The organism is Chitinophaga niabensis (genome assembly GCF_039545795.1).
Lineage (GTDB): Bacteria > Bacteroidota > Bacteroidia > Chitinophagales > Chitinophagaceae > Chitinophaga > Chitinophaga niabensis_B.
Map to the genome: position 1 here is coordinate 5,187,859 of NZ_CP154260.1, position 20,442 is coordinate 5,208,300.

18 protein-coding genes are annotated in these 20,442 nt (G+C 46.7%); 5 read left to right on the top strand and 13 right to left on the bottom strand.

The window, feature by feature from the left end; genetic code table 11:
• Positions 1-7: 7 nt before the first annotated feature.
• From AAHN97_RS20510 to metG, 4 genes are all read right to left on the bottom strand, one after another.
• Positions 8-790 (bottom strand): ABC transporter permease subunit, encoded by a 783-nt coding sequence (locus AAHN97_RS20510; RefSeq protein WP_343303955.1) that lies wholly within the window; start codon positions 788-790, stop codon positions 8-10.
• A gap of 8 nt (positions 791-798) precedes the next feature.
• Complete coding sequence (locus AAHN97_RS20515) at positions 799-1,695, bottom strand: ABC transporter ATP-binding protein (RefSeq protein WP_343303956.1); 897 nt, start codon at positions 1,693-1,695, stop codon at positions 799-801.
• 33 nt (positions 1,696-1,728) lie between these two features.
• Positions 1,729-4,101, bottom strand: coding sequence for a 3-hydroxyacyl-CoA dehydrogenase/enoyl-CoA hydratase family protein (locus AAHN97_RS20520; RefSeq protein WP_430516968.1), 2,373 nt, complete (start codon positions 4,099-4,101; stop codon positions 1,729-1,731).
• A 155-nt stretch (positions 4,102-4,256) separates the two neighbouring features.
• Positions 4,257-6,344: a methionine--tRNA ligase gene (gene metG, locus AAHN97_RS20525; RefSeq protein ID WP_430516950.1), complete on the bottom strand. Its 2,088-nt coding sequence runs from the start codon at positions 6,342-6,344 to the stop codon at positions 4,257-4,259.
• Between the two features lie 102 nt (positions 6,345-6,446).
• Here metG and AAHN97_RS20530 point away from each other — a divergent pair, with 102 nt between their 5' ends.
• The gene (locus AAHN97_RS20530; protein ID WP_343303959.1) at positions 6,447-7,358 is read left to right on the top strand and encodes a S66 peptidase family protein; all 912 of its coding nucleotides are present in this window, start codon (positions 6,447-6,449) and stop codon (positions 7,356-7,358) included.
• 93 nt (positions 7,359-7,451) lie between these two features.
• Here AAHN97_RS20530 and AAHN97_RS20535 read toward each other — a convergent pair whose 3' ends face one another.
• From AAHN97_RS20535 to AAHN97_RS20550, 4 genes are read right to left on the bottom strand one after another with little or no spacing between them, the layout of a single operon-like run.
• Positions 7,452-8,270 (bottom strand): alpha/beta hydrolase, encoded by an 819-nt coding sequence (locus AAHN97_RS20535; RefSeq protein ID WP_343303961.1) that lies wholly within the window; start codon positions 8,268-8,270, stop codon positions 7,452-7,454.
• Positions 8,271-8,281: 11 nt separating this feature from the next.
• On the bottom strand, positions 8,282-9,070 hold the full coding sequence (locus AAHN97_RS20540) for an alpha/beta hydrolase (RefSeq protein ID WP_343303962.1): 789 nt from the start codon (positions 9,068-9,070) through the stop codon (positions 8,282-8,284).
• Between the two features lie 2 nt (positions 9,071-9,072).
• A complete protein-coding gene (locus AAHN97_RS20545; protein WP_343303963.1) occupies positions 9,073-9,879 on the bottom strand; it encodes a HesA/MoeB/ThiF family protein in 807 nt (268 codons plus the stop codon).
• Positions 9,880-9,913: 34 nt separating this feature from the next.
• Positions 9,914-11,344, bottom strand: coding sequence for a sensor histidine kinase (locus AAHN97_RS20550; RefSeq protein WP_343303964.1), 1,431 nt, complete (start codon positions 11,342-11,344; stop codon positions 9,914-9,916).
• A gap of 348 nt (positions 11,345-11,692) precedes the next feature.
• On the opposite strand from AAHN97_RS20550, the gene AAHN97_RS20555 reads away from it, so the two are divergent.
• Positions 11,693-12,244, top strand: a complete 552-nt coding sequence (locus tag AAHN97_RS20555; RefSeq protein ID WP_343303965.1) for a YqgE/AlgH family protein — start codon at positions 11,693-11,695, stop codon at positions 12,242-12,244.
• A 366-nt stretch (positions 12,245-12,610) separates the two neighbouring features.
• Here the strand turns inward: AAHN97_RS20555 and atpC are convergent, their stop codons facing one another.
• Both atpC and atpD read right to left on the bottom strand, forming a co-directional pair.
• Positions 12,611-12,862, bottom strand: coding sequence for an ATP synthase F1 subunit epsilon (gene atpC, locus AAHN97_RS20560; protein ID WP_343303966.1), 252 nt, complete (start codon positions 12,860-12,862; stop codon positions 12,611-12,613).
• Between the two features lie 22 nt (positions 12,863-12,884).
• Entirely contained in the window at positions 12,885-14,387 is a 1,503-nt protein-coding gene (gene atpD / locus AAHN97_RS20565) for a F0F1 ATP synthase subunit beta (RefSeq protein WP_074242410.1), read from the bottom strand.
• Positions 14,388-14,591: 204 nt separating this feature from the next.
• On the opposite strand from atpD, the gene AAHN97_RS20570 reads away from it, so the two are divergent.
• The 3 genes from AAHN97_RS20570 (at position 14,592) to AAHN97_RS20580 (ending at position 16,778) form a co-directional block, all read left to right on the top strand.
• A complete protein-coding gene (locus AAHN97_RS20570; RefSeq protein ID WP_343303967.1) occupies positions 14,592-15,809 on the top strand; it encodes a metallophosphoesterase family protein in 1,218 nt (405 codons plus the stop codon).
• A gap of 117 nt (positions 15,810-15,926) precedes the next feature.
• Positions 15,927-16,166 carry a hypothetical protein gene (locus tag AAHN97_RS20575; RefSeq protein ID WP_343303968.1) on the top strand — a complete coding sequence of 80 codons (240 nt, stop codon included), beginning with the start codon at positions 15,927-15,929 and terminating at the stop codon, positions 16,164-16,166.
• Between the two features lie 3 nt (positions 16,167-16,169).
• Positions 16,170-16,778, top strand: a complete 609-nt coding sequence (locus AAHN97_RS20580) for a zeta toxin family protein (protein WP_343303969.1) — start codon at positions 16,170-16,172, stop codon at positions 16,776-16,778.
• A gap of 154 nt (positions 16,779-16,932) precedes the next feature.
• Here the strand turns inward: AAHN97_RS20580 and AAHN97_RS20585 are convergent, their stop codons facing one another.
• The 3 genes from AAHN97_RS20585 to AAHN97_RS20595 form a co-directional block, all read right to left on the bottom strand.
• A complete protein-coding gene (locus tag AAHN97_RS20585; protein WP_343303970.1) occupies positions 16,933-17,538 on the bottom strand; it encodes a hypothetical protein in 606 nt (201 codons plus the stop codon).
• Positions 17,539-17,606: 68 nt separating this feature from the next.
• Positions 17,607-19,079 (bottom strand): TolC family protein, encoded by a 1,473-nt coding sequence (locus tag AAHN97_RS20590; protein WP_343303971.1) that lies wholly within the window; start codon positions 19,077-19,079, stop codon positions 17,607-17,609.
• On the bottom strand, positions 19,072-20,427 hold the full coding sequence (locus tag AAHN97_RS20595; RefSeq protein WP_343303972.1) for an ABC transporter permease: 1,356 nt from the start codon (positions 20,425-20,427) through the stop codon (positions 19,072-19,074). Before AAHN97_RS20595 ends, AAHN97_RS20590 begins: the two co-directional genes overlap by 8 nt.
• Positions 20,428-20,442: the final 15 nt, after the last annotated feature.

The following is a 20,442-nucleotide window of genomic DNA, read 5'->3' on the forward strand; positions in this document are numbered from 1 at the left end:
TCCTTCTCTAGAGATCTGCTTTCTTAATTTTCCTCCAGGAAAGGAAGTTGAACAGCGCGATATAGAACAAGGCAACAAGTACGTATTGGGTATTCGATGGCGGCGTATGGCCTTGCTGAGCCAGCTTACGCGGAAAACTGGACAATCCCGGTATCAGCCTGTCTGTACTTTCCAGGGGAAGAAATGATCCCAGGTGGCGCAATACTTTATAATCCAGGATACCGGCAATCACAAATTCTCCTACATACGCATACATGATATAAATGGCAATAGCAATACCGGCCCTTTTCATATATACGCCCAGGAAGAAGGCCAGCGAGAGGTAAGCCAGGCTTTGTATGAGCGCGTAGAAAATATAAATGATATTTTCAGAAGCATCTCCTGTACCGTTCTTTAAGCCGAAGATAAATGCCGTTACTGTTATCAGCAATGTAATAAACAGTGTAGTGGTGATCAGCACGCCAAATTTTGCAGTAATGTATTGATCCCGGCTCCAGCCATCAATGATGTTCTGGCGAACCGTACGGAAGTTGTTCTCATTGGTCAGGAAGATGATCAGCATGATGCCCATTACAGGTGTTACCATACTGGCTACCCATGCAGCAGTATCCCATACTCTTGGAAAAGCAAAAGGAGAACCGAGCAATAAGCTCACTTCCTTTGTTTGAGATACGAAGCTTTCAATCGCAATATTTAACAAGGGTACTGCAACGAAAAATAAGATGGTGAGTATCCAGAAGGTGCGATAAGCTTTTACCTTCATCCACTCTATATTCAACAGTTGTATCATGATTGTGATCAGTTATTGGTTAATTCCATGAAGCGCGCTTCCAGGCTCTTCCGTTTAGTGGTAAGGTAGTTCAGCGTAACGCCCTGTTCAAAGCAATGCCTGTTGATCTGCTCAGCCGTTTTGCTCTCTGTAAACATCACCTGGAAACTGCCGTTGTGGCGCCGGATGGATTTAACACCAGGCAGTGCGTTCAACACACTTTCCAGTCTGGCAAGGTCTGCAGCGGAAATTTCCACCATGTCTTCATCAGACAATACTTCATCCACATGCCCTGTGGTAATTAATTCACCTTTCTTTAAGATCGCTACGTGGTTACATACTTTCTCCACTTCATCCAGCATATGACTGGCCATGATCACCGTAGTACCGGTTTCTCCCAACTGGCGGATCAGATCCCTGATCTCTGCAATACCTGCAGGATCCAGTCCATTTGTAGGTTCATCCAGTAACAGTACTTCCGGTTTTCCCAGTATGGCATTGGCTATTGCAAGCCGCTGCTTCATACCCAAAGAGAAGGTGCTGAATTTGGAGTCTTTTCTTTCCCAGAGGTTGGCGATCTTCAGCACACGTTCAATATCATCTGCACCACGGCCTTTAATTGCTGCCGTGATCTGAAGATTACGTACTGCTGAATAATAGTGGTAGAAGTTAGGGGTCTCCAGCAAAGTACCGATCCGCTTGCGCTGATCGTGATGGGTAGACTGGCCAAACCAGCTGTAGGTGCCGGAGTTGGCTTTCAGAACATCCATGATGATACCTAATAAAGTGGTTTTGCCACTGCCATTAGGACCCAGGATGCCAAAAACACTTCCTGCAGGCACATCAAAGGAAACTCCTTTTAATGCCTGAATAGGGCCATAGTTCTTGTAGATCTGGTGCAGGGACAGGATTTGCGTATTTTCCAATTTGGTTTATATTATAATTAATGCAATATATAATTAATTCCTGAGTGGTTTGCCTGTTTTGAGCATACTTTGTAATCTTTCAAGGGTTTTGCGCTCTCCGCAAAGGCTCAGGAAAGCCTCTCTTTCCAGGTCCAGCAAGTATTGTTCGCTCACAAGTGAAGCTTCTGTTAAATCTCCGCCGCACATCACATAAGCCAGTTTCTGGGCAATTTTAACATCGTAATCGGAGATGTAGTTGCCGGTTTTCATACCGTTGATACCAGCGAACATAGCGCCCAGGGCAGAACGGCCCAATACTTTGATGTCTGTTCTTTCAACAGGGCGGGTATATCCTGCATCTGCCAGTTCTATCGCTTTTTCCTTGGCATCTGCAATAACACGGCTCAGGTTCAGGCTCACGCTATCAATCCCCTGTCTTAAAATACCCAGCTCTATGGCTTCCTGTGCAGAAGTGGCCACTTTTGCCTGACCTATCAGCAGGAACTTATCCTGTAACACAACGTTCTCCACCAATCCCTCTTTGTATTCATCTGAAGCCCGGAGGGTCATTTCCTTAGTACCGCCGCCACCGGGGATCAGGCCTACGCCCAATTCCACCAGGCCAATATAGGTTTCGGCAGCTGCCTGTACTTTATCTGCGTGCATGCTCATTTCACAACCACCCCCTAAAGTAAGGCCGTGTGGAGCCACCACTACGGGAATGGAAGAATAGCGGATGCGCATGGTGCTTTTCTGGAAAAGGCGGATGGCCATATCCAGCTCATCATATTCCTGCTCAGCCGCCAGCATGAAGATCATGCCCACATTGGCTCCTGCGGAGAAATTGGTACCGTCATTACCGATCACCAGTCCGCGGAAGTCTTTCTCCGCGCGGTCAATGGCTTTATGTAAACCTTCCAGTACTTCCCCGCCAATGGAATTCATTTTCGTTTTCCATTCAATGTTCAGGATACCATCGCCCAGGTCATAGAGATTGCAGGCGCTGTTCTTCCATACAACATTACCCGCATAGTTTTCAAGGATGATGAAACTATCCGAACCGGGAATTTGCTTGTAGCCTTTGGAGGCCAGGTCGTAATAATATTTTTTACCATTCTCTATTTTGTAGAATTGCTTCACACCGGCTGCCAGCATCTCTCCTACCCAGGGTGCTACTGTTAGTCCTTTATCTGTTACCGTTTTAGCGCCTGCTTCTATACCCAGCAGGTCCCAGGTTTCAAAAGCGCCTATTTCCCAGCCGAAACCTGCTTTCATGGCATCATCCACTTTGTAGAGATCGTCTGCTATTTCAGGAACGCGGTTAGAGATATAGGAAAACAGGTGTGCATGAAAAAGCTGGTAGAATTGCCCTGCTTTATCTGATGCAGCTGCAAGTGCTTTGATCCTTTGTTTCAGGTCCTCAATAGGTTTGGCCGCTTCTATGCTGGCAAACTTCGGTTTTTGCTTGGGACCGTATTCCATGGTCTGGAGGTTCAGCGTAAGGATCTCCTTGCCGCCTTCTCCTTTTGTTTTTTTGTAGAAGCCCTGCCCGGTTTTATCGCCCAGCCAGTTGTTCTCCACCACCTTTTGCAGGAATGGCGGGATCTCCATGATCTTGCGCGCTTCGTCATTCGGACAGTTATCCGCAACTCCTTTGGCTACCTTTACGAGGGTATCTATGCCTACCACATCCGCTGTGCGGAAAGTAGCAGATTTAGGTCTTCCTATCACCGGCCCTGTCAGTGCATCCACTTCATCTATTCCCAATCCCATTTCCTGCATGATGTGGAAGATGGCCATGATGGAGAATACGCCAACACGGTTGGCAATGAAAGCCGGCGTGTCTTTACAGAGTACAGTGGTTTTTCCGAGATACAGATCGCCGTAATGTAACAGAAAATCCACGATGGCGGGATCTGTATGGGGAGTGGGTATGATCTCCAGCAAACGCAGGTAACGTGGCGGGTTGAAGAAGTGTGTACCGCAGAAGTGTTTCTTAAAATCTTCGCTACGGCCTTCTGCCATCAGGTGAATGGGAATGCCGGATGTATTGGAAGTGATCAGGGTACCGGGTTTCCGGAATTGTTCCACCTGTTCGAATACTTTCTTTTTGATGTCCAGGTTCTCTACCACAACTTCTATCACCCAGTCACAATCGGCAATGCCTTTCATGTTATCGGTAAAGTTACCGGTGGTGATGAGGTGAGCAGCAGATTTAGTAAAAAGCGGGGAGGGATTGGATTTGATGGCTGCCTGCAACGCATCATTCACAATCCGGTTCTTTACGGCCGGGTGCTCTACCGTTAATCCTTTAGCCTTTTCAGCGTCGTTGGGTTCTTTCGGCGCTATATCCAGCAACAATACTTTTACACCTATTCCGGCAAAATGACAGGCAATCCGGGAGCCCATCACACCGGAACCGAGCACAGCTATTTTATTGATCCTTCTTTGCATGTTTTCCAGCTTTTGATCCTTGAATTTAGCATTTTTTGCGTAGGTACGGTGGAAGGAATGCAGGTTTATACATAAAAAAAGCGCGCTGGTACAAAACAGCGCGCTCTATATTTTCAAATAAATTAAGATCAACTCACGCCACTCCCAGGAGCCACAGCATCCGCAGGGTTCACAAATACCAAACGCCCGTCTTTATCTTCTGCCATGAGTATCATCCCCTGGCTTTCAATACCTTTCATTTTCCGGGGGGCCAGGTTGGCCACCAGCGTTACCTGTGTGCCTACTATCGCTTCCGGCGCATAATGCATGGCAATACCGGAAACCACGGTACGCTGCTCTGTACCCAGGTCTATGGTGAGTTTCAGTAATTTATCAGCTTTCGCTACTTTTTCCGCCGCGATGATCGTTCCTACTTTCAATTCCAGCTTCGCAAAATCATCGTATTGAATTTCAGGTTTTGCTTCTTTTACAGGAACAGCGGGTGTTGGTGTTTGCTGCGTCTGTGCAGCAGCAGACTGCTTTAATCCTGCATGCAGTTTATCCACCTGGGCTTTCACCTGGTCATCTTCTACTTTCTTAAACAGCAATTCAGGTGCACGCAGGGAATATCCCACACTCACCAGTTTCATACTGCCGGCGTTTTCCCATTCCAGTATCCTGTCCACCACTTTCAGCATATGGCAGATCTTCTGTGCGGTGAAGGGCAGGAAAGGATTGATGAAGATTGCCAGGTTAGCCGTTAACTGCAGGCAAACGTGCAGGCAGTTATCGATCTTTTCCTGGTTTTCTGCCTGTAGTTCCGGCGTTTTTGCCAGGATCCAGGGTTGTTTTTCCTGCAAATAGCGGTTCCCTTCCCGCGCCACATTCATCACTTCATTCAGTGCATCGCGGAAACGGTAGTTCTCGATGGAATCGGAGATCTTAGCTTTTGCTTCCTGCAGCATGGCAAAGATGGCATCGTCTGCCGCATCTTTTACGCCGGCATGCATAGCCGGTACTTTTCCGCCGCAAAGTTTGTGCATCAGCACCATGGTGCGATTCACAAAGTTGCCGAAGTTAGCTACCAGCTCATTGTTATTGCGGTCCTGGAAATCTTTCCAGGTAAAGTCATTATCCTTTGTTTCAGGCGCAGTAGTGCAGAGCACATAACGCAGAATATCCTGCTGATCAGGGAAGTCCTTGATATAGTCATGTACCCATACAGCCCAGTTGCGGGAAGTGGATACTTTTTCTCCTTCAATGTTCAGGAACTCGTTGGCAGGCACATTGTCCGGCAACACAAATCCGCCATGTGCTTTGAGCATTGCGGGGAAAATGATACAGTGGAACACAATGTTATCCTTACCAATGAAATGGACCAGGCGGGTATCTTCTTTACACCAGTAGTCTGCCCATTGATCCGTCAATTCTTTGGTGGCAGAGATGTAACCGATAGGCGCATCAAACCATACGTACAGCACTTTTCCTTCTGCATCTTTCAATGGCACTTTGATACCCCAGTTACTGTCGCGCGTCATGGCTCTGCTATGCAGGCCGCTATCCAGCCAGCTTTTACATTGGCCATATACGTTATTCTTCCATTCCTGGTGCCCTTCAATGATGTATTCTTTCAGCCAGGGTTCATAATTTTGAAGGGGCATGTACCAGTGTTTGGTTTTCTTTTTCACGGGTACGGCATCGCTGAGTGCGGAACGTGGGTTAATGAGTTCTTCCGGGCTGAGGGAAGTACCGCAGCGTTCGCACTGGTCGCCATATGCCCTGTCGTTACCGCAATTAGGGCAGGTGCCGATAATATAGCGGTCTGCCAGGAACACCTGTTTTATTTCATCAAAGTATTGTTCGGATTCCTTTTCTTCAAAAAGGCCGTCATTATACATTTTTGAAAAGAAATCAGCGGCGGTCTGGTGATGTACCTGGTTGGAGGTACGGGAAAATATATCGAAAGAGATGCCCATGGCATCAAAACTTTCCTTGATAACTGCGTGGTATTTGTCTACAATGTCCTGTGGATTTACATTCTCCTGCATGGCCTTGATGGTAATGGGAACGCCATGTTCATCCGTACCGCAAACGAATTTCACGTCTGTTTTCTTTGCCCTTAAATACCGGACGTAAATGTCAGCCGGGAGATAACATCCTGCCAGGTGCCCGATATGAACGGGACCATTTGCGTATGGTAAGGCGGCTGTAACCAGGTATCTGTTAAAATGTTTCATATTGCTTATATCCTTCCGGAAATTATCTTTACTTTGACCGGGTAGTATGTTAAATCTATACAACCTTCCTGAATCAGCAAAGGTAAACTAAAGCGCATTAGAATGATCAAAATTCCCCCTTATCTGAAAAAAGGCGACCTGATAGGTATCACATGCCCCAGTAGTAAAATGGAACTCTTCGCCGCCGAGTATGCCGCCAGTGTTATTGAATCCTGGGGATTCAGGGTACACCTGGGTATTACCGTAGGTACCAGCTTCCACAATTTCTCCGCGCCGGATGAATTACGGCTGGAAGAATTACAGGATATGATGGACGATAAAGAGATGAAAGCCATCATATTCGGACGTGGCGGATATGGTATGATCTGTATCCTGGACCGCCTGAATTTTTCCCGTTTCCGCAAACACCCTAAATGGCTTTGTGGTTACAGTGATATCACTGCGCTGCATGCACACCTGTACCAGCGTTACAACATTGCCAGCATCCATTCCACCATGTGCAGCGGCATCACACTTTCCACCCGCGACAATATTTATGTGAACAGCCTCCGGGAAACGCTCATGGGCAAACGTAGTCAATATTCCTGCAGTCCTCACGCAATGAACCGGGAAGGGAAGGCAAAAGGCCCCCTGGTAGGTGGCAATCTTTCCCTGCTGGCCAATATATCCGGCTCCAAAAGCCAGGTAGACACAAAAGGAAAGATCCTGGTGCTGGAAGATATCGGCGAATACCGCTATAACGTGGACCGTATGATGTATAACCTTAAAAGGGCCGGCTGGCTGGATAAACTCGCCGGGCTGGTGATCGGTTCTTTCACGGATGCCCGTGAAATGGAGACTCCCTTCGGCCAAACGGAATACGAGATCATCAATAACCTGGTGAAGGAATTTGATTACCCGGTTTGCTTTAATTTCCCCCTGGGCCACCAGGAGCAGAACTTTGCCCTGAAATTAGGGGTAGAGCATGAATTGAAAGTGGGAGAAAAAGAAGTGAAACTGAAGTCGGCGGAGTGAGTTAGCTAAGGCTTTGCGGCAGAACGCATTTTGAAAAGCCCACCGCAGGCAGGTAAAAGAAAATGCCCTGCCACAGAATGAGCATTGCCGCCTCTACTGCTTTAACACAGAATCCAGCTTGGTATGGAACAGCGGATAGTCATTCAGGTTATTATGCTGCCCGCCCCTGATGGTAACAAATTCATCTCCTTTTTTGAAAAACTCCTCCAGTTTTTTCCCGGACTCATAGGGCACCGTGTTATCCTTGGTACCATGAAAAATGGTAATAGGCGCGGTGACCTTGGGAAGGAATTCATTGGTAGGCAATTTATAATCCAGCATCATCCCCACTGGGTAAATGGGTGCGGAAGAAAAAGCCACATCTTCCAGGTTATAATAGGGTGTTTCCAGTATCAGCCGTTTACAATCCCTTACGGAAGCCAGTTGTGCGGCAATCCCCGTTCCAATAGATCTCCCGTACAACACAATCTGCCAGGGTGCAAAACGGGCACGGGCCACCCGGTACATCAGCAAAGCATCCTCATACAAAGCTGCTTCCGTTAATTCTCCCGTACTTTTCCCGAACTCCCGGTAATCCAATATCAGCACATCATAGCCATTACGGGTAAAATTGGGCATCAAAGGCGCATACCGGTTGATATTTTTCGCATTGCCATGAAAGTACAGCACCATGCCCCTGGCACGGCCGGAAGTTTTGAACAGCACCGCGCTGAGTTTCACTTTCTTATTAACGGGAATAAGTATTTCCTGGAAAGGGATATCAAATTTATACTGATAATTCGCCGGCAGTACTTCAGGATGAAAGAGCAGTTTATCCTGCACGAAATACAGAGCAATACCTCCCACCAGATACAGACCAATGGCCCATATCGCGAATTTCTTAAAGTACTTCTTCATGCTCAGTTTATCCATAAACCTTTTCTTTATTCCTGCAGGATGTCCCTGATAAATGCGTGATATTCAGGGAATGATGGCAGGTTGTTATGCCGCCCGCCTTCTATTCTGATGAGTGTGATCCTGCGCGGGTTCAGCTTTTGCAAGTGTTCGCTGTGGCGGATAGGGATCAGCATGTCTTTGGTGCCATGTATAATGTATGTGTGGCATTTTACTTTTTTGATCCAAAGATCAGTTCTCAGGTGATACCTTAAAACCCAGCGTAATGGCAGGATGGGTAAAAACCTTTTCACTACCCGGGCAAAACTGTAATACGGCGCATCCAGGATCAGGTACCGTGGTGTATTATCACTGGCCAGCCTGGTAGCAAAACCGCTTCCGATGCTGCGGCCATATACAAGAATATGATCTTCAGGATGCCGGGCACGGAGTGTATCGTATACAAACTGTGAATCGTTCAGCAGATCTGATTCTGTTCGTTTGCCGGTACTTTTTCCAAAACCCCGGTAGTCTACCATCAGTACATCATATCCGTAACGCGTAAAGTCTTTCGCATATTTCCCCCAGCCTTTAATACTGCGGGAATTACCGTGGAAGTACAGGAGAATACCTTTAGGTTTTCCCACTTTAAAATGTAATCCATTGATACGTACACCGGGCGCCACTTCAAAGAACAATTCCTCAAAAGGCTGATCATACCTGAACTCAAAATCAGGCCGCAGCTTTTCCGGTTTAAAAATAAACCGCTCCTGTATGAGGTAAGCCAGTATCATTAACAGGATGTAACCCGCAATGATGTATATGATGGTAGGAGACATGCTTAATCTTCCACATCCGGCACAATTTCGAGCCCATACTCGTCTGCTGTGAGCAAACCTCTCTCTTTCACTGCTGCAACAGCTGCACGGTCCGGATACAGGTCATTCAGTTCAAATTTCTGATGCAGGTAATTGAAGGTCTGGATCCTGGCAGCAAGACCGGGAACACCTGCCAGGTATTTGATGATCTCATTCACGATCAGTAATGCCGTGGCGCCATGCGTTGAACCCAATGCACCGGCATCAAAATTCCTGAAATCATCTACCAGCATTTCACCGCAACGGTAAGAAGCAGAACGCTCTCCGCTATCCTGCATCATATTGAAACCTCCCCACCAGGCGATCCAGTTATGCACTTCCGCCACCACAAAAGGTTTATCCATTTGCAGGCAGGCATCATTCACAATCTGGTGTGTAGCGCGGTGTTGCGAACAATCGATGATCAGGTCGAAACCTTCAAAGATCTGTTTCGCGTTTTCAGGTTTTACCTGTAAGAGGAAAGGGTAATGTTTGTTCCAGGGATTGAGGGAGAACAATCTGCTGGCCGCCATCTTCGCTTTGTGTTTGCGAAGGTCCTGCATATTATACAAAGGCTGGCGGTGCAGGTCTTCTTCCAGTATCACACCATAGTCCGCGATACCGATCACGCCAACGCCTGCTGCGCTGAGGTATTGTATCACAGGGCTGCCCAGCCCTCCTGCGCCGATCACCAGGATACGGGCAGTTTTTAATTTCTCCTGCATATTGATTCCCATACCAGGTACGGCAATGGGATGCTTATATCTTGACAATTCTTTTTCTGACAGCATTGTTTCTTTTACTCTTACAAAGATAGAAGGTTTTTTAGTCCTGTGGAAACTCCAATGTAAAGCGGCTGCCCTTTCCCAGTATACTTTCTACCCTGATCTTTCCCTTGTGTGCATCCACGATCGCCTTCACATAACTCAGTCCAAGCCCGAAGCCTTTTACGTTATGTACATTGCCTGTATGTGCGCGGTAGAACTTCTCGAAAATCCTGTTCACAGTATCCCTGCTCATACCAATACCATTATCCGCGATGGAGATCACCAGGTTCTTTCGTGTATTGGTAGTAGATATCCTCACTTCCAGGTTGTCTTTCGAGTATTTGATAGCGTTATCTAAAAGGTTGAAGATGAGGTTGGAAAAGTGTACTTCATCTGCTTTGATAATAGGCTGATGTGCATTCAGTTGCAGATGCACTTTACCATTCTTGCCATCCAGTTGTAACTGCAGGTTCTCTACCGTACTGGAAATCAGCTGATGTACATCTATGGGTTGCAGGTTGAGCGACAGTTCATCTTTCTCGAGTAAAGCAGATTGCAGGATGGATTCAACCTGTTTGTTCATGCGTTTATTCTCTTCTTTGATGATGCCGGAGAAGTAGCGGATCTTGTCCTTGTTATCCATTACTTTTTCATTCCCGATAGCATCGATAGCCAGGGAAATGGTTGCCAGCGGGGTTTTCAGCTCATGCGTCATGTTGTTGATGAAATCCCCTTTGATCTCGGAAAGTTTTTTCTGGCCCAGCATGGTACGGATAGTTAAGGCGAAGGCAGTAACAATGATGGCCGTGAACAAGATCCCGCCGGAGATCATCCAGCCCATGTATTTAAACACTTTGAAACTGGAGGAAGGAACAAAAACATATAGCTGTCCCGATTCCGGGGTAATAGGAATAGCGTTGTAAGCGAGTGAGGCAATGAACTGATGATACAACGCAGAGTCTTCACTGCTTTTGGCCAGGCGTTCCGTGAAACCGGGAGATACCAGTTGGTAGTACCCATTCTCCACGATACCGAATTCAAACACGGTATCCAGCTTCCTGTCCTTCATGGCGTTCTTCAGCATGTCCGTTACTTCCTTGGGGTCAAAGAGCACGCTTACCGGTTCGTTAGTACGGAAAAGCCGGTCGTTGTTATTAATCGGAGGCAGGCCCAGGCCACTGGAAGAGCCTTCCTGTTTAAAGCGCTGTAATTGAATGCGGCTGTGATTGATAGGAACAGAGAGGCGTTCCATCATTTCTTTGGCCACCTGGTCCACTGCTTCGGACATTTTCTGTTCCTTTTCTTCTTTCTTGATGTGGGCGGCACTGTTGATCCAACTGTACTGAATGTAGATAATCCCCAACAGGGACAGCGTGATGAGTGCAATTATAACAGGAAATATCTTTCTAAGTGGCAACATGTTAGCTTCAAATAAACGATAAATATAGGCAAAATCCACCCCTTTCAAACTAATTGCTATAGCAACCATGATACAAAATTAAACCCCTGAAAGCCTTATCCGGCCTAACACCTGATAAAAAACATTACTTTAACGTAATTTTAACGGGGAATTATTACTGTAATTGCTGTCAGTTTCCATAACTTTGCATCGTTATCTGGTACCAAATTTGATACGTAAGATAACATATAAACAAGCTAATAAACTTTCTACATACATCGATGTGGATTCGTTCCATAAGCGATTTAGATTTTGGTTGATAAAATGGTAAGGGATCTGTCTAGGTCCCTTTTACTTTTTTACCCCTTTCTTACCTAAAAAATAACGCCCGGTTTGCATTTTGTTGGTTAAATTTGGTTAGAGCTTAAGGAAATAGGTATGGATACACTTGCGCCAGGCATATTGTTGATCGCGGACCCCTTTCTGAAAGATCCGAATTTCGCCAGAACAGTGATCCTGCTCTGCGAACATCAGGAAGAAGGGAGTTTCGGCTTTGTGGTGAACAAGCAGTTTGACCAGAAGCTGGACGATCTTATCTCCAATGTCTTTGTCCCCAACATCCCCGTTTATCTCGGCGGCCCCGTTCAAATGGATACTATTCACTTTATTCACCAGATGCCTGATCTCATAGAGGGAGGCTTTGAAGTATTTCCCGGTATTTTCTGGGGAGGTGATTTTGATGCGGTGGTGAACCTGGTGAATTCCCAGCAGCTGGACCTTCAGAAGATCAAATTCTTTGTAGGGTATTCCGGCTGGAGCAGTGGGCAGCTGGAAGGTGAGATGAACGAAAAGAGCTGGATCTTATCCTCTGTGAATACGCCTATCCTGTTCCTGGAGAATGATCAGGAGATCTGGCGGCAGGCTTTGCGGCGAATGGGGAACAATTTTGCCATGATGGCTAATTTCCCGATAGATCCAACATTGAACTGAGAAAGCTGTGAATACATATACCAAAGCTGCCCTGCGGGGTGGCTTTTTTATTTTAAGACATGTCAAGCTGGGGCGTTTTAACCTGCAGGATGCGGGGGTGTTTTTCTTTTAAAGCTGCCCTGTGGGTGGCCTTTTTATATTTTAAGACATGTCAAAGCTGGGGCGTTTTTAACCTGCCGTGTTTTCCCTTTAAAGCTGCCCTACGGGCAGCTTTTTAAAACTAGTTCAATGCCAGGATAGCTTTTCAAAGCCAGCCGCAGGCGGTTTTCTTATTTCAAAAAAGCCCCCCGCAGGGCATTGCCTAAAAAAAACGTCCTCCGATCACCCGGAGGACGTTCCAATATAATATGCTTCTTAAACAGCGTTTTAAAACGCAACAGCGCCTTCAACCAGCACAGTAGCCTTATTGTTCAACACCTCTACAAAGCCGCCGTCTATCGTGTAATGCGAAGCCTGGCTCTTATCTTTCAGCACCTTCATCTTACCCTTACCCAGGGCAGCGATCAAAGGAGCGTGACGGTCCAATACCTCAAAAGAACCATCTACTCCCGGCAGCTGGATGCCATATACTTCACCTGTGTACAGCTTTTTTTCCGGTGTTAATATTTCCAATAACATGTTTCTAGTTTTTGAGTGAACCTTACTTGGTAGCCGCTGCCAGCAGTTTCTTACCTTTTTCGATAGCATCATCGATAGATCCTACCAGGTTGAAAGCTGCTTCAGGATATTCATCCACTTCACCGTCCATGATCATGTTAAAACCACGGATGGTTTCTTCGATCGGAACCAGTACACCTTTCAGACCGGTGAACTGCTCTGCCACGTGGAAAGGCTGGCTCAGGAAACGTTCCACACGGCGTGCGCGTGATACCGTCAGTTTATCCTCATCGCTCAACTCGTCCATACCAAGGATAGCAATAATATCCTGCAGTTCTTTATAGCGTTGCAGGATCATTTTAACCCTTTGTGCGCAGTTATAGTGAGATTCCCCAACGATAGAAGGGCTCAGGATACGGCTGGTAGAATCCAGTGGATCCACAGCCGGATAGATACCTTTATCGGAGATCTTACGGGAAAGTACGGTAGTAGCGTCAAGGTGGGAGAAGGTAGTTGCAGGAGCCGGGTCAGTCAAGTCATCCGCAGGTACATATACCGCCTGTACGGAGGTAATTGAACCGTTTTTGGTAGAAGTGATACGCTCTTGCATCAGACCCATCTCAGTAGCCAGGGTTGGTTGGTAACCTACCGCTGAAGGCATACGGCCTAACAGCGCGGATACTTCAGAACCAGCTTGTGTGAAACGGAAGATATTATCTACGAAGAACAGGATGTCCTTACCGCCGCCGGCAGTGCCATCACCATCCCGGAAGTATTCAGCCATGGTCAAACCTGACAAGGCAACACGCGCACGTGCACCCGGAGGTTCGTTCATCTGACCAAAGATAAAGGTGGATTGGGAGTTCTTCAGTTCATTCATATCAACTGATGCCAGATCCCATCCGCCATGCTCCATGGATTCTTTGAATTTTTCGCCATATTTCACAATACCTGCCTCGATCATCTCACGCATCAGGTCATTACCTTCACGTGTACGCTCACCCACGCCGGCAAATACAGACAAACCATCGTGACCTTTCGCGATGTTGTTGATCAGCTCCTGGATCAATACGGTTTTACCTACACCCGCACCACCAAACAAACCGATCTTACCACCTTTTGCATAAGGCTCGATCAGGTCAATTACCTTGATACCGGTGAACAGTACTTCTGTATCGGTAGCCAGGTCCTCAAAACGGGGAGGCTGACGGTGGATAGGAGCACCATTGGTAGTGTCCAGCTGACCCAGACCATCAATCGCTTCACCTACCACATTGAACAAACGGCCTTTAATGGCGTCACCAGTAGGCATTTTGATAGGGAAACCTTTGTCAGTTACGGCCATACCGCGAACCAGACCATCTGTAGAGTCCATCGCTACTGTACGAACACTGTCCTCTCCCAGGTGTTGCTGAACCTCCAGCACCACTTTCTGGCCATTGTCCCGAGTCAGTTCAAGGGCGTTATAAATTTCTGGCAATGTTCCTTCAAAATGCACGTCCACAACGGGACCGATGATTTGTTTGATCTTACCTGTGTTAGGCATATTTCTTAGAAGTTTATAGAATGCAAGTAATTGTGTGCTTACGCAAAATTCGCGCAAAGGTAATCATTGATGCCTAAAACCCAAAATTATGCCGGCAGGTTTTGGGGTGATTTTCGTCAGTTTTGGCCAAATTGTTAAGCCTGATCAATTAGTTATAATATGTAAGTCCCGCTGATTAATTTAGCGTCCTCCAAACTCTTTAGCATGAATGATAAGCAAGCATTAGACCGCCGGGACTTTCTCGGCTCCATCACAAAAGCAGGGATCCTGAGTGCCGTTGGCCTGGCCCCTGTTGCCAAAGCTGCTGCCAGTTTTGTAGAAGCACCGCTGGCAGGAGAGCACAAATTCCTCTGCCCTCCTTACCTGCAAAACCCTGCCCCCACCGGCATGACCATTATGTGGCTGAGCAATAAACAATGCTACAGCTGGGTGGAATTCGGGGAAACAGCTGCTTTAGGCACCACCGCCAACAATTCCAAAGAAGGGCTGGTAGATGCTTACGACCGGATCCACCGCATCCGGCTGGAGAAACTCAAGCCCAATACCACCTATTACTACCAGATCAAATCCAAAGAGATCACGGAGTTTCAGCCGTATAAACTCACTTACGGGGAAACCATCAGTTCCGATACCTTCAGTTTCAAAACCCCGGAAGCCAATCCCAAAGAGGTTTCCTGGCTGGTGATGAACGATATTCACGACCGCCCGAAAAGCATTCCGCACCTGATGGGGCTGAACAAAGACCCTTACGACTTTGTGTTCTTTAATGGCGATATATTTGATTACCAGGAAGATGAGCAGCAGATCATTGATCACCTGCTGATCCCTGCAGGGGATTCCTTCGCCTCCGTTAAACCCTTCATTTTCACCAGGGGCAACCATGAAACCCGCGGTAAATTCCGCCGGGAGCTGGGAAACTACTTCGATGGGAACTATGCCTTTGCGCAAACCTGGGGACCGGTACATTTTACAGTGCTGGATACCGGGGAAGATAAAGAAGACACCCATCCCGTATATGCCGGTATCGTGAATTTCGACCAATACCGGATAGAACAGGCTGAGCGCTTAAAGGAGATTGTGAAAACCCCAGCCTTCAAAAAGGCGAAGTTCCGGGTGGTGATGATGCATATTCCCCATTATTATTCCGGGGACTGGCATGGGCCGATGGAATGCAGGAAACACTTCGGGCCTATCTTTGAAGCTAATAAGATAGACCTGTTCCTGGCAGGGCACACACACAGGTTTGGGATCCATCAGCCTGTTCCAGGGCAACACTCCTACCCGATTGTGATCGGCGGAGGGCCAAAAGATGGTAACCGCACCCTGATCAAAGTGCATGCTACGCAGAAAGACCTGAAACTGGTAATGTTGAAGGATGATGGGTCTGAGGTAGGGAAAGTAGAATTGAAAAGTAAACGGTAAAGGAAGATTGCAAAGTAACATCATTCCAATTTACAAAGCGACAGCCAAAGCGAGAGTAGAGGCAGAAGTAGTTTTGCGGAATAATTGTTACTTTTGCAATAGTCTAAGATATCAGTTATGGCCAGGAAAGCAATTCATACAGCAGCTGCCCCAACCCCTAGTCTTGAAGCACGACTCAAATCAGTGTTGAAAAGAACATTGCGAAGCCATGCCCGCAAGGATATTCCGGTTGTATACAAAGATCAGAGATGTAAACGTCCCAACGAGTTCATTCATGAATATCCTGATGGCAGAACATTCCTCATTCGTCAAAGCCGTAACACCTCCAATGAGACTGTTTTACGCCAGTTAAAATAGTTTATGCCCCAATTGTTCATCGTAGCAGGTCCTAATGGGGCAGGGAAAAGCCTTTTTTCAGCTGAATTGACGACCACTGATTTTGAGGTATTTGATGGAGATAAGCATATGGCTGCACTCAAAGCAAAGTTTCCTGAAACAGGCAGTGATGTGCTGGACAATTTTGTTAATGAGGATATTTTCAAATCAGCTAAGGAGAAAGCTATAGCCGCAAATGGAAATTTTGCTTTTGAAACAAACTTCAGCTCTGAAGACCCTTTATATTCCATGAGAGCATTTAAAGCTGCAGGATACCGGATAAATTTGGTATTCATAGGTATTAATTCCATAGAAGAATGTATTCAGCGGGTATCAATAAGAGTAAAGGCCGGTGGTCATAAAGTACCTGAAGATGCTATCATCTATAATTTTAAGGCTGGACATGCTAACCTATGCAGATATTTTAAGGAATTTGATTCCGTAACCTTATATGATAATGCCATTCCCGGGGATAATACAATGCGTATTCCAGAGAAGGTTTTTTATTGGGAAAAAGGGGAGATCATATTTACTGCTAAACGCCTTCCCCTTTGGGTGCAAAAATTTATCAAGGCAACAAAAATTTCCAAATAGCAACCCGGGTACCTGTCAAAAAACAGCGCTCTGCCATCTTAATTACCCCCTAAAAAGCCTGTTGCCCCGTAGTAAACCCGGGGTTGTCTCATGGTTGAGCCATAGATGCCTCAGGATTTCCGGTCAAATCCGGCAATTCCGGCCAAAACGGCCATCACTTCGTTGGCACACAAGCCCAGGGATCCGGATCATTCACCGCCGCTTTCTTATCCACAGACCAGCAGAAATTCAAGGGCTGGCTGGTTACACTCACCAGTTTGATATTCACCTTCACTCCCTTCCGGCTATTGGAAGCCTGAACAGACTGTGCCCCCTTCTCCGGGATATTATGCACGGTATAATTCTCTGTTTTGAACACATTCCCGTTACCCCGGAGATACTCCACTTTCACCACTGCATTGTCCAAAGGATATTCCGTTTGATTCCGCACCGTGATCTGGAGGTCCTTAATGCCTCCCAGGAATCCTGTCTTATAATCGCCCGTATTCACAGAGATATACTGTTTCCAGTTTTTGCGGAAATACTCCCGCCTGTCCACAAACTTCCCTTCCACCTGGTGCTGCATATCTTTCCGGTCCGCAATCTGCTGTGCAGTGCGGCTGCTCAGGGTTAACCTGTTCTGCAGGTCCCTGTTCTCATTGATAAGGCGCTCGTTTTCCCGAAGTACTTTAGATACTGCCCTGCGATCCCTGTAAGCGCTGACCGCGAGGATTATGACCATAAAGCCGCACATAACAGGGATGATCCATCTTTGACTCATACACTCTGTATAGAAAAAATAATGCCGGATTTCCTGCGAAACCCGGCACTGATCACACCTGGAGAAAATTACTTTTCGTTATACTCGTACTTTATCTTTTCATTCTTTTCAAAATCATACAGTGTTAACCTGCGTACCGTGTAGTAGGCATTCCAGAAAGAAAGCAGCGCACTGATGTATCCGCGGCTGTTCTGGTCCTTCTCCTGCTGTGCAAGGTTCAGGTCTGTAATAGAGATCTTGCCAATGAGATAACGCTGTTTGGTGATCTCATACCGCAGTTGCGCAATGGTATCTGCTTTGGCAGCACTCGCCACTAATCTTTTCTGGATATTGAACTGTTGCGTTTGCAGGTAGATCTCCTGTTCAAAGATCCTTTCATCCTGCTGGATATCAATCTCTGCAAGATCGCGGTTGGCCTTAGCCTGACGGACCCTGTTACGGGCACGGCCCCAATCCATGATAGGAATAGAAACGCCTACAGACAGATTTTGTTGTACATCACCACCTGAATAAGCATTCTTCAGTAATATATCGTTGTTGGAACGGCCCAGTGTTGCACCCAGGTTAAACTCATATCCGTTACTTCCTCTTGCCTGTGCCACACTTTGTTCCGCTTCCAGCCTTCTTCTTCTGAAACTCAATACGGCCTGGCGGTTAGTACTGGCTTCTGCCGATGCTTTATCCAGCGGCACATCAAACAAAGGAATAGTATTTGGCGCCACCAGGGCTATTTCTGCATCTTTCGGCATGTTCAAAAAACGTTTCAGCTCCTGGTAAGCCACCTCTTTTGATATGATCGCCTGATCAAGGTTATTGCGTGCATTGAGTAAGCTCAGCTCAATCTGCAGCAATTCGTTCTCTGCAATTTTACCAAGGTCGTAACGGCCTTTGGAAATTTTATACAGCGTATCCGTATTCTCCACATTCAGTTGCAGGATCTTCACCTGCACCTGTGCGCCCAATGCCCTGAAGAAATAATCAGAAGCATCCAGCGCTACCCTTTCCAGGTCTTCAATGTACTGGCGTTTACTTTCTTCATACAATACAGGAGAGATCTTTTGTGCCCAGCGGTAAGCATTGTACATGATCGAAGGCTGATCATACCTGATAGAGAAAGGGGTGGCCAGGAATGACTTCTTGCTTTCCGGGGAGAACTGATCGTTCCGGGTAAGATCAGAACGAAAAGAAAACGTACCGCCCGTCCAGGGTACCTGTTGACGCAAACCCAGGCCCAGTGAAGTAACAGAAGTAGAACGGCGGCGGAATTCGCTGGGGCCGTTAGGTTGTTGTACTTCTACTGTTTCACCCAAAAAGCTGCTGTAATTATCTATACCCAATACCAGTTGCGGCATCTGGCCTGATCTGAAATAACGGTAGGCATACATCGAATTCAAAGCCCTGCTTTGAGCACGGTAATAGGAAGGGGAACTTTTCTGCGCAATGCCTATCACATCATTCAGTACAAGGGATTGCTGCGCAGAACATATAGAAATAGAAGCACTGCACAGGATGCAGGCTGATAAAAACTTTAATCTAAGCATGGCGTAAACATTCAATTGGGTTCTGGTTAGCCGCTTTCCGTGCCGGAGAGATCCCAAAGATCAATCCTACAGAAGAGGCCAGTACAAAAGATAATAAGATGGAAATAGCGGAAATGATGGTTTTGATATCGGCCACTTTATCTACAATGTAAGCGCCGAGCACGCCCAGCAGGATACCGATCACACCTCCGCAAAGACTGATCAGCACTGCTTCAAACAGGAACTGCATCACAATGTCTCTCTTCTGCGCACCTAATGCCATGCGGATCCCTATCTCTTTTGTACGTTCCAGTACAGAAGCCAGCATAATGTTCATGATACCAATACCGCCTACCAGCAGGGAGATCCCGGCAATGGCACTGAGTACGATATTAAATACATCTTTTGTTTTCTGCTGCTGCTTCAGTAATTGTTCCGGAATGGTCACTTCAAAATCCATTACATCACTATGCCTGCGTTTCAGCATGCGGCTGATGATCCCCGCAGATTCTGTGAGCTGTTCAGGCTGATGTACTTTCACGATCAGCTGATCCAGTTGATGCGTGGCATTTGAACTTCCACCATCGTTGTTATTATTTCCTCCATCATCTTCAAACCAGCTGCGGTGTTCAATGCGGATGGCAGGATTCTTATATCTTACCAGCGTGGTTTGAATAGGTACATAAATATCCATGTTGTAATCACGGATCCCCAGGTTTTCCTTTGTAGCACTGCTGATCAGCTTTTCATCTGTTACAGCGATCACCTTCAGCCATTGCGCACCGCATTTCAGTGACTTGCCAATGGGATCTTCAGAGATAAAGAATTTTCTTTTCACACCTGCGCCGATGATACATACGCCTTCCCCTCCTGTCAGCTGTGTTTCATTAAACATCTTTCCCTGGGAAAGACCAATGTTATTCAGTGAAAAAAATGCAGGCTCCACACCTACCATTTTCAAACGTTTACTTTTTCCGTTGTAGATAACATCGTGTTCAATGAACATCTCCGGGCTGATGGCATCTACCGTGCTCAGCATCCTTTGAATACTGTGTGCATCCTGCAGGCTGAGGCCTTTTGAGAATTTGGTTTTATCATCACTCTCCTGTGCTTTCGGTTTCTGCCCTCCTTCATCCTCTTCCTTTTTTATCTCCGCAGGTTTGATCACAATGTTATTTACCCCTACCAGTTTCATCTGGTTCATGATCTCTTCTTTGGCTCCTCTTCCGATGGCCAGCATGGCTATCACAGCGCCTACGCCAAAGATGATGCCCAATGCGGTGAGAAAGGACCGCAGCCTGTTGGCCACGAGCGAATCCAGCGCAATGGTGAGATTGTTCATATTACGGGCTCCCCATAATTTTTGCATGTGACTGGTTTTCGG

What these genes read in the sequence shown, in the direction of transcription:
- atpC (WP_343303966.1), bottom strand. Translation starts at nt 12,862, where the DNA reads ATGTTATTGGAAATATTAACACCGGAAAAAAAGCTGTACACAGGTGAA.
- AAHN97_RS20555 (WP_343303965.1), top strand. Translation starts at nt 11,693, where the DNA reads ATGGATACACTTGCGCCAGGCATATTGTTGATCGCGGACCCCTTTCTG.
- AAHN97_RS20580 (WP_343303969.1), top strand. Translation starts at nt 16,170, where the DNA reads ATGCCCCAATTGTTCATCGTAGCAGGTCCTAATGGGGCAGGGAAAAGC.
- AAHN97_RS20510 (WP_343303955.1), bottom strand. Translation starts at nt 790, where the DNA reads ATGATACAACTGTTGAATATAGAGTGGATGAAGGTAAAAGCTTATCGC.
- AAHN97_RS20535 (WP_343303961.1), bottom strand. Translation starts at nt 8,270, where the DNA reads ATGGATAAACTGAGCATGAAGAAGTACTTTAAGAAATTCGCGATATGG.
- AAHN97_RS20550 (WP_343303964.1), bottom strand. Translation starts at nt 11,344, where the DNA reads ATGGTTGCTATAGCAATTAGTTTGAAAGGGGTGGATTTTGCCTATATT.
- AAHN97_RS20585 (WP_343303970.1), bottom strand. Translation starts at nt 17,538, where the DNA reads ATGAGTCAAAGATGGATCATCCCTGTTATGTGCGGCTTTATGGTCATA.
- AAHN97_RS20530 (WP_343303959.1), top strand. Translation starts at nt 6,447, where the DNA reads ATGATCAAAATTCCCCCTTATCTGAAAAAAGGCGACCTGATAGGTATC.
- AAHN97_RS20545 (WP_343303963.1), bottom strand. Translation starts at nt 9,879, where the DNA reads ATGCTGTCAGAAAAAGAATTGTCAAGATATAAGCATCCCATTGCCGTA.
- AAHN97_RS20540 (WP_343303962.1), bottom strand. Translation starts at nt 9,070, where the DNA reads ATGTCTCCTACCATCATATACATCATTGCGGGTTACATCCTGTTAATG.
- AAHN97_RS20570 (WP_343303967.1), top strand. Translation starts at nt 14,592, where the DNA reads ATGAATGATAAGCAAGCATTAGACCGCCGGGACTTTCTCGGCTCCATC.
- AAHN97_RS20595 (WP_343303972.1), bottom strand. Translation starts at nt 20,427, where the DNA reads ATGCAAAAATTATGGGGAGCCCGTAATATGAACAATCTCACCATTGCG.
- metG (WP_430516950.1), bottom strand. Translation starts at nt 6,344, where the DNA reads ATGAAACATTTTAACAGATACCTGGTTACAGCCGCCTTACCATACGCA.
- atpD (WP_074242410.1), bottom strand. Translation starts at nt 14,387, where the DNA reads ATGCCTAACACAGGTAAGATCAAACAAATCATCGGTCCCGTTGTGGAC.
- AAHN97_RS20590 (WP_343303971.1), bottom strand. Translation starts at nt 19,079, where the DNA reads ATGCTTAGATTAAAGTTTTTATCAGCCTGCATCCTGTGCAGTGCTTCT.
- AAHN97_RS20575 (WP_343303968.1), top strand. Translation starts at nt 15,927, where the DNA reads ATGGCCAGGAAAGCAATTCATACAGCAGCTGCCCCAACCCCTAGTCTT.